This is a genomic window from Daejeonella sp., from assembly GCF_049655485.1.
Classification (GTDB): Bacteria; Bacteroidota; Bacteroidia; order Sphingobacteriales; family Sphingobacteriaceae; genus Daejeonella.
The window spans coordinates 1-8,291 of the sequence record NZ_JBASJU010000401.1; the positions used below are offsets into that span (position 1 = coordinate 1).

Consider the following 8,291-nt stretch of genomic DNA (forward strand, 5'->3'; position numbering starts at 1 on the left):
TTAACGTTTAGCATACTTTATGGGTTACATTAAGTATGTTGAGGGTATTAATAGTTACAAATATTAGCTGTAAATTGCAGTGTATAAATTTATGAAATTTTTTAGGCTATTGGTAATTCTTTGTGTGGTTTCGATGTCAAAAATGGCATTAGCCCAGTATAAGAACGACCCCACCATAAAAGGGGTGAAAGATACCATACGAGTCGCAGTTACTAATGTTGATGACGAGCTTATCCCCTGGATTGGCCTTCCCGAAATAATCATTGTAGATACCCGGATTTTTAAAACCCCGCTTGAAAAGGCCAAGTTCAATCGGCTCAGATATAATGTGCTGAAGGTTATGCCTTACGCGATGTTTGCCCGTCAGCGTTATGCAATTCTGCAGACTGATCTTGCAAAAGCTAAAAATAAGCGAGACCAGCGTATATTAGTTAAAGCTTTTGAGGGCGAAATTAAAACCATGTTTGAGCGGGAAATAAAAAACCTCACGATCACACAGGGTGGCATTTTAATAAAATTAATAGACCGAGAAACCGGCAATAGCAGTTACGATCTTGTAAAAGAGATGAAAGGTGGGATCACAGCCTTTTTTTACCAGTCTGTTGCACGTATATTTGGTAATAACCTTAAAAACAAATACGATCCTCAAGAGGACCGTGACATCGAAGCTATTATTCAGTCTTCGGGTTATTACATGTACAATCTATGACAGATAAGTCAATTTACCAGTTTACCGTACATTGCCTGAATGGCCGGGAGCGAAAGCTCAGTGATTTCAGGGACAAGGTATTACTCATCGTTAACATTGCCTCAGAGTGTGGTTTTACGCCTCAATTGAAGGAATTAGAGGCTTTACGATACGATTTCAGCGGAGATGATTTTTATGTACTTGCTTTCCCTTCAAACGATTTCGGCGGACAAGAGCCGCTGGAAGGGGATTCCATCGTCTCATTCTGTGAGGTAAACTATGGCACCCATTTCGATGTTTTCCAAAAAATCAGGGTGAGGGGTCAGTATGCCGATCCTCTTTATAAGTTTTTGGCGGATAAAAAGCAGAACGGACAGGTAGGAGCACCTCCCAGATGGAATTTTCATAAATATCTGATAAATCGCCAGGGAGAAGTTGTCGATTTTTTCTACCCCTTTACAAAGCCAAATTCCTCACGAATAAAAAAGAAAATAGTAAAATTACTGAACGATAAATCACTATGAAATTAGATATTCTCGTATTTGCTGTACACCCTGATGACGCTGAGCTGGGTTGCTCTGGTACGATATTAAAACACATTGCAGCAGGCAGAAAAGTTGGGATTGTAGATCTCACCAGAGGAGAATTAGGTACCCGGGGAACTGCAGAAACAAGAGACGAGGAAACTGCGAATTCTACAAAAATATTAGGCCTGCATGTTCGTGAAAACCTGGGTATGAGGGATGGATTCTTTAGAAATGATGAAGAACATCAACTAAAGATTATCCAAATGATAAGAAAATATACCCCGGACATTGTGTTAAGCAATGCTTTGCATGACCGGCACCCGGATCATGGAAGGGCTGCCGATCTCATTTATGACGCATTGTTCCTGTCGGGACTGTCAAAAATTAAGACGGTTAATGAAGGAGTGGAACAGACCGCTTACCGCCCGGGATTGCTTTTAAATTATATCCAGGACAGGTATATCGAACCTGACATACTGATCGATGTAAGCGATTTTTGGGAGAAAAAGCTGGAATGTATCCGCGCATTTAAAACGCAGTTCTCTAATCCGGACAGTGATGAGCAGGAAACCTACATTTCCTCACCCGAATTTTTAAAGACAATAGATGCCCGCTCACGGGAGTTTGGCAAATCCATTGGAGCGGTTCACGCTGAGGGATTTACCAGCAGAAAATTGCTGGGTGTGACGGATTTGTTTGAGTTAAGGTGATTAGTGGTTAGTGATTAGGCGTTCGAAATACTAGTGAGTATCAATCGGAAAAACAAAAGGTGAAGCGCGTTACCGCGCCTGTTTTTAACACCCGCCCGGCTAAAGCCATTCGGACGGGCAAAGTATGATATAGGGCAAGCCCTATGTTATAAACAAGAAACAACTTTAACCAATATGGCTCTGGATTACCACGAAGGGCACGAAGGGAAACCTGCCTGGCGGCAGGCACGGAGGCCACAGAGCCTGGCGATTTTGCCTCCGTGTACTTTGTGCTTTTCCTCCGTACACTCTGTGTTTAAAATTGCATACGAAGTATGCATTATATTATTGCTTCTCAGCAATAAGTTTTTCCAAAACTTCCAGCCCATCTTCAATATGACCTTCTGTTATCATAAGGGCAGGCCTGAAGCGTATTGTCCGTTCGCCACAGCCCAGAAACATGACATTTTCGTTCATGCCATCTGTAACAAACTTGTCGCGTATGCTCTTGTTTGGTAGATCGAACGCCGACATTAAGCCCCGTCCGCGTACATTTGTGATGATTTTATTTCTTTCCGCGATTTTACTCAAGCGCTCCTGAAGAAAGTTACCTGTAATTGCAGCGTTACTTAAAAGATTATCTTCTTCAATAATTTCCAGTATTCTGGTTGATCTAACCATATCTACAAGATTGCCACCCCAGGTGGAATTTATACGGGAAGGGACATTGAAAACATTAGTTTCAATTTCGTCTACTTTTCTCCCCGCAAGGATACCGCATACCTGCATCTTCTTTCCAAATGCAAGGATGTCGGGACGAGCTTTCTCGCCAAAGTGTTCATGTGCCCAGAACTTCCCGGTAAGTCCTACTCCCGTTTGTACTTCATCATAAATCAGGAAGCATTGGTTTTCATCGCAAAGTTCTCTTAACTGCTCAAGAAATTCCTGTCTGAAGTGGTTATCGCCGCCTTCAGATTGAATAGGTTCTATAATTATAGAACAGATATCGTCTTTGTTATCAGCGAAGGCCTGCTTGATTTGTGCGATGGATAATGCTTCCCTTTTTTTGAGATCTTCATATCCTGCATCGGTAAAGGGGAATATTATGGCAGGTGTACTTACCCTTGGCCAATCAAATTTAGCAAACCATTTAGTTTTATCAGGATGGGTATTCGTTAAGCTCAGTGTGTATCCTGAACGGCCATGAAATGCCTTGTCGAAATGAATAACCTTAAAGCCTTTTTCTTTCGTGTAGCCTTTTTGAAAGTTCTTTTGAACTTTCCAGTCCATAGCCACCTTTAAAGCATTCTCTATTGCAAGTGAACCACCGGCAATGAAAAAAGCGTGAGGAAGATACTCAGGAATCCCGACTCTTGAAAAGGTTTCAACGAACTGGGCATATTGTGTAGTATAGATATCTGAATTAGACGGATTAGTTAAAGCCGCCAGCATAAGGTTCTTTTTAAACTCTTCGTCGTTGACCATTTTAGGATGGTTGTATCCCAGAGGTACCGATGCGAAGCATGTGAAAAAGTCAAGTAAAGTACGGTCGTTTTTTGAATCGTAGATGTAGACCCCATTACTCTTTTCCATATCAAAAGTTAGATCATAGCCGTCGGCAAGTATATGTTTATTGAGTGTTTCTTTGACCTGATCTGGGGATACCGATAATTTATACATGGGTACGTTTGTTTATACCCAAAAATAAAATAAACGGCGCAAATGCGCAAATTTCGATGGTTTTATGCGTTTTCCTGTTTAAATAGGTTTAAACAGTTTAAAGCTATTTTTTCGGGAAGGAAGGTGCGAAACGGAGAAAATTTATAGCCAACTTAATTTGAAACGATGAGCATTTTCTGCCTAAAATCAACAGTTTCAATAAAATTTTGACGACATACTCAGGATGCCCGTCAACCCTCCGGTATGTATAGCAAGGATTTTACTTCCGGCAGGAAAGTGGCCTTTCCGAATCAAATCGTAAAGTGCATAAAACATTTTTCCGGTATAAACCGGCTCTATAAGGATGCCTGTCGTTTTGCAGAAGTACCTGATGAATTCAATAAGTTCATCACTTGTTTTTGCATAACCCCCGGCATGATATTCAAGATGCATTTCAAAGGGATGATCTGTGTGGACTTCAATCTCTGCTTTTAAAAACCCGGCCCCTTTTAAAACAGGGACGATATGCATCCGCGATTTAAGCGATAGATTTTCCAAACCCTTGAGTATACCGGCAGCAGTAGTTCCGGTGCCGGCTGCACAGATTATATGATCGTAATTTTCGTGAAGTTCGGCTACGAGTTCGGAGCAACCTTTAATTCCAGGTTCTCCGGCACCACCTTCGTCGATAAAAATGGCCTCAGAGTCTTCACTGAAATGCTTACGAAATAATGCTGGCTTATCATTATACGATGTTCTGTCGGCAAAAAGCAAATCCATCCCAAAAAGCCTGCATAGCATCAGCACTTCGTTCTTAACCTCATCACCACGTACTATTCCGGTGCTCCGGAAACCAAACTTAGCTGCTGCGCAGGCAGTTGCGAGGAGATGGTTTGAGAAAGCACCGCCGAACGTGACAAGATGCTTCTTATTGAGTTTTTCTGCATCAGAAAGGATATACTTAAGCTTCCGCCATTTATTTCCCGAAATAATGGGATGTATCATATCATCCCGTTTAACAAATACCTTTACTTCCTTTTCTACAAAAAGCGGATCGAATATCTGTTCTACGGGACTATGAATAACTAAGTCCTTCAAAATATCTGGTTTTGTTATTTCCCTAGTCCGAAACCTATACCACCGTTAAAGGCATTGTATTCGGCCATGCTGTATGAGCCATAAATCCTGAAGAAAGCCAGGTTCAGCTGGAATCCAAGATTGGTTCGGAACCCGTTTATATCAGTTTGCTTTATATTGACAGGGTTCGTGAAAACTGTATAGGTCGGGCCCAAAAGGTCGGCGCCCGAGACAATCGGGTAATTTCCTTTCAATCCAGCGTCTGTTTTCGCAGTGTTATAACCGAAGCTTACGAAGGGAGTAAACACCAGAACGCGCTTTGAAAAAATAACTTCTGTATTTATCCCGGAGAATTGTGCTTCAATTTTCTGATTTGAAAAATCGCTTGGTTGTGAAGCAGATGCCGGCCTGGCACCAGACGGTGCATTGACTTCCAGGGGCACGCTATAATTAAATTGGGTATAACCAACAGCCACGGCAATATCAAGCGGCGTTACCTTATCGATTATACCGGATATTAATGGAAGAACTTCAACTTTTAGTCCGCCTCCAAACATGCCAATAGCTCCGATATCATTCCCAAGATTGACCTTTGGCATCGCTCTAAGCGTAAATTCTAAACCCCTGGGTAAACCAATACTTCCCTGCAGCTGAGGCGCAGGAATCAGTCCGATGCCTGTGCCCTGAGGCATTCTGAAGGTTTCTAGTTGCCGGTTTGAAGAATCGTAAACCGATAATTGCACACCCTGATCTGTGGGGCCGCCGACAGTGGGGGTTATTACTTGTCCGGGGCTCGTCGGACGCACATTGTTGGAAAGACCAATGCTGGTAACATCGAATGTTTCGTCTTTTTGCGGTACTATCGCACCCGTAAGCCCAACACGTAGATCAAAACGAAGAAGATTTTTTGAGTGGGCCGAATTGTTCCACCCAGTGTTTAAACCTACACCGAACCCTTTAAAGAGTGGTTTTAAATAAGCTTGAGCAAGCTTTGTAGCATCTTCCGGACTTGATTTAATCAAGTCGGAGACATCACTTTGTGCGAAACCCTGATTAGTGCCGAGGATAAATAAAAAAGCAAGGGCTATTCTGGTCTTAAATGTTCTTTTCATTTTTCTGCAATTAGTTCTGGAGGGCGCTAATTTATATTAAAACAAAGGATAACACGTCAATATTGACCGCTTAATAACAATTTGATTCCACCCGTAAAGTTAATTCTTTTAAGCTTAACAGTTTAAATATTTTTCCTCAGGATGATTTTCCATCTGGCAAATAATCGCCTTTGTTTATACCCGTTTGTTCATCCTAAAGAATTAATTTTGCAGGATGACTGAGGAAATTGATGTTCAGGAAAATGATGAACAGGATCTTTATGAGCATTTACGTATTGTGGTCGACAAAGGCCAGGCGCTGCTGCGTTTAGATAAATTTCTTATTATCCGAACTGAAAATACTTCACGGAACAGGATCCAAAATGCAATAGACGCGGGAAATGTTTTGGTGAATGATAAGATAGTCAAGGCGAGTTATAAAGTTAAACCGCTGGATGTTATTTCCCTGGTGCTTCCTCATCCGCCAAGAGATACAGAAGTGTATCCGGAAGATATTCCGATTGATATTATCTATGAAGATGACGACGTAATACTGGTTAATAAAGCCCCTGGTATGGTAGTACATCCGGGCTTTAATAATTACACGGGTACGCTGGTGAACGCGCTTGTTCACCACGTTAGTCAGCTTCCTCAATTGCCGGGAAACGACGGGCGTCCCGGCCTGGTTCATCGTATTGATAAGGATACTTCAGGCTTGCTTTTGGTGAGTAAAAATGAATGGGCGATAACTTTCCTGGCTAAGCAATTTTTCGATCATTCGATTGCCCGGAAATATCTTGCATTGGTTTGGGGCGACCTGAAAGAAGATGGTTCAGTAAAAGGCTATATCGGCAGAAGTGCAAAGGATCGGAAAGTGATGGCAGTATATGACGATGAGGCAAATGGGAAATGGTCGGTAACCCATTATAAGGTTTTGGAACGGTTCAATTATGTCACTTTGATAGAATGCCAGTTAGAAACCGGGCGCACCCATCAAATCAGGGCTCATATGAAACATATTGGCCATCCTCTTTTTAATGATAGTACATATGGCGGCGATCGCATTCTAAAGGGGACCGTCTTTAATAAATACCGGCAGTTTGTCGAAAACTGCTTCGAATTAATGCCCAGACAAGCCTTACACGCAAAATCGCTGGGTTTTATCCACCCATCCACCCGGAAATTTATTCATTTTGAGACTGAACTGCCGGCCGATTTCAGTTCTGTGATGGATAAGTGGCGCAACTATATTAAAGAATAATTTATGAGTAAACAGTTTATCAATTTTAACGGCGACATTCTTCCGGCTGATCAGCAGGTTCTTACTATAGCTAACCGGGGCTTTAAGTACGGCGACGGACTGTTCGAATCAATGAGGCTGCTTAAGGGTAAACTGATGTTTGCAGAGCTTCATACTGAACGGATCCGGAAGGGGCTTAAGTTGTTAAAAATGGATTCCTGGTCGCATTTAGATACCTGGTTTTTAAATGAAAAGGTAGAAGAGCTTGTGCGTCGAAATAAAACGGGTCCGGATGCCCGGATCAGGCTTACGGCTTTTCGTAACGGTGAAGGCCTGTATAACCCTTCTTCCAATCATATGGCATTTGTGCTGGAAGCTTCACAATTAAGCGAAAGCCTATATAAAATGAATGAAAAGGGACTTATAATTGATGTGTTTGATGAGATTACCAAACCGGTAAACATTCTTTCGAATCTAAAAACCTGCAACTCCCTGATTTATGTACTTGCGGGTATCTTCAAGAATCAAAATTCACTCGATGAGGTTATGGTCCTTAATAGTAATGGCTTCTTATGCGAATCGATGAGCAGTAATGTTTTCGCCGTATATGATCGGAAGCTATACACTCCTGCGCTCAGTGAGGGCTGTATAGCGGGTGTTATGCGACAGGTGGTAATAAAGCTTGCAAAAGAGAATGGAATTGAATTGGTGGAAGCGCAGATTAGCCCTGATATTCTTAACGAGGCGGACGAGGTTTTCCTTACTAATGCCGCCCGCGGGATCCAATGGGTGATGGGTTACAACAGCAAACGTTACTTTAACGAAGTTTCCAGGTTTTTGAATGAAAAGCTGAATTTGAGGTAGGGGGAATAGGTGAAAGGTGAAAGGTGAAGAATCAGAGTCTCACACCGCGAAGAAACTCGTCAATTTTCATTCTTTTCTTACCTTCAAGTTGTAATTCAAGGATCGAAATGAAGCCGTTTGAGCAGGCAAATTTCAGGTAAGTTTTATTGTCAGTCAGGAAAGTTCCTGGCTTTGCAGGAGGCTGATTCCTATCGATAAGGACACTGAATATTTTCAAAATCTTTCCATCAAGGTGGGTAAACGATGTGGGGTACGGGCTCAAGCCACGAATAAAATTAAAAACTTGTTCAACCGGCTGATCCCATTTAATCAGACAATCCTCCTTAAAGATTTTAGGAGCACTTTTTAAATTATCACTATCGGCTTGAGGCTGTTCTGTATAATGACCTGCTTCAATAGCCTTAACAGTTTTGACCAGCAGGCCGGCACCTGTTTCCATCAATTTATCATGAAGCG

General features: G+C 42.0%; 9 protein-coding genes. 5 read left to right on the forward strand and 4 right to left on the reverse strand.

Annotated features, from left to right (window positions below; all coding sequences use genetic code 11):
- The first annotated feature begins 142 nt into the window (after window positions 1-142).
- The 3 genes from WBJ10_RS16290 to bshB1 are packed head-to-tail and all read left to right on the forward strand — an operon-like array spanning window position 143 to window position 1,925.
- Complete coding sequence (locus tag WBJ10_RS16290; RefSeq protein ID WP_424292197.1) at window positions 143-709, forward strand: DUF4294 domain-containing protein; 567 nt, start codon at window positions 143-145, stop codon at window positions 707-709.
- On the forward strand, window positions 706-1,212 hold the full coding sequence (locus WBJ10_RS16295) for a glutathione peroxidase (protein ID WP_424292198.1): 507 nt from the start codon (window positions 706-708) through the stop codon (window positions 1,210-1,212). Before WBJ10_RS16290 ends, WBJ10_RS16295 begins: the two co-directional genes overlap by 4 nt.
- Window positions 1,209-1,925, forward strand: a complete 717-nt coding sequence (gene bshB1, locus WBJ10_RS16300) for a bacillithiol biosynthesis deacetylase BshB1 (protein WP_424292200.1) — start codon at window positions 1,209-1,211, stop codon at window positions 1,923-1,925. The genes WBJ10_RS16295 and bshB1 overlap by 4 nt, the downstream gene beginning before the upstream one ends.
- A gap of 324 nt (window positions 1,926-2,249) precedes the next feature.
- Here bshB1 and lat read toward each other — a convergent pair whose 3' ends face one another.
- The 3 genes from lat to WBJ10_RS16315 form a co-directional block, all read right to left on the reverse strand.
- Window positions 2,250-3,584, reverse strand: coding sequence for an L-lysine 6-transaminase (gene lat / locus WBJ10_RS16305; protein ID WP_424292202.1), 1,335 nt, complete (start codon window positions 3,582-3,584; stop codon window positions 2,250-2,252).
- Window positions 3,585-3,779: 195 nt separating this feature from the next.
- Window positions 3,780-4,661 carry a 1-aminocyclopropane-1-carboxylate deaminase/D-cysteine desulfhydrase gene (locus WBJ10_RS16310; RefSeq protein WP_424292204.1) on the reverse strand — a complete coding sequence of 294 codons (882 nt, stop codon included), beginning with the start codon at window positions 4,659-4,661 and terminating at the stop codon, window positions 3,780-3,782.
- Between the two features lie 14 nt (window positions 4,662-4,675).
- Complete coding sequence (locus WBJ10_RS16315; RefSeq protein WP_424292206.1) at window positions 4,676-5,752, reverse strand: DUF6588 family protein; 1,077 nt, start codon at window positions 5,750-5,752, stop codon at window positions 4,676-4,678.
- A 214-nt stretch (window positions 5,753-5,966) separates the two neighbouring features.
- Between WBJ10_RS16315 and WBJ10_RS16320 the strand changes: the two genes are divergently transcribed.
- Window positions 5,967-6,992 (forward strand): RluA family pseudouridine synthase, encoded by a 1,026-nt coding sequence (locus tag WBJ10_RS16320; protein ID WP_424292208.1) that lies wholly within the window; start codon window positions 5,967-5,969, stop codon window positions 6,990-6,992.
- A gap of 3 nt (window positions 6,993-6,995) precedes the next feature.
- The gene (locus WBJ10_RS16325) at window positions 6,996-7,835 is read left to right on the forward strand and encodes an aminotransferase class IV (protein WP_424292210.1); all 840 of its coding nucleotides are present in this window, start codon (window positions 6,996-6,998) and stop codon (window positions 7,833-7,835) included.
- 31 nt (window positions 7,836-7,866) lie between these two features.
- On the opposite strand, the gene WBJ10_RS16330 is transcribed toward WBJ10_RS16325, so the two are convergent.
- Window positions 7,867-8,291: methionyl-tRNA formyltransferase (locus tag WBJ10_RS16330; protein WP_424292212.1), on the reverse strand; the 425-nt coding region annotated here is incomplete at its 5' end.

Coding starts and splice junctions, on each gene's coding strand:
- WBJ10_RS16290 (WP_424292197.1), top strand. CDS start 143: ATGGCATTAGCCCAGTATAAGAACGACCCCACCATAAAAGGGGTGAAA.
- WBJ10_RS16315 (WP_424292206.1), bottom strand. CDS start 5,752: ATGAAAAGAACATTTAAGACCAGAATAGCCCTTGCTTTTTTATTTATC.
- bshB1 (WP_424292200.1), top strand. CDS start 1,209: ATGAAATTAGATATTCTCGTATTTGCTGTACACCCTGATGACGCTGAG.
- WBJ10_RS16295 (WP_424292198.1), top strand. CDS start 706: ATGACAGATAAGTCAATTTACCAGTTTACCGTACATTGCCTGAATGGC.
- WBJ10_RS16325 (WP_424292210.1), top strand. CDS start 6,996: ATGAGTAAACAGTTTATCAATTTTAACGGCGACATTCTTCCGGCTGAT.
- lat (WP_424292202.1), bottom strand. CDS start 3,584: ATGTATAAATTATCGGTATCCCCAGATCAGGTCAAAGAAACACTCAAT.
- WBJ10_RS16320 (WP_424292208.1), top strand. CDS start 5,967: ATGACTGAGGAAATTGATGTTCAGGAAAATGATGAACAGGATCTTTAT.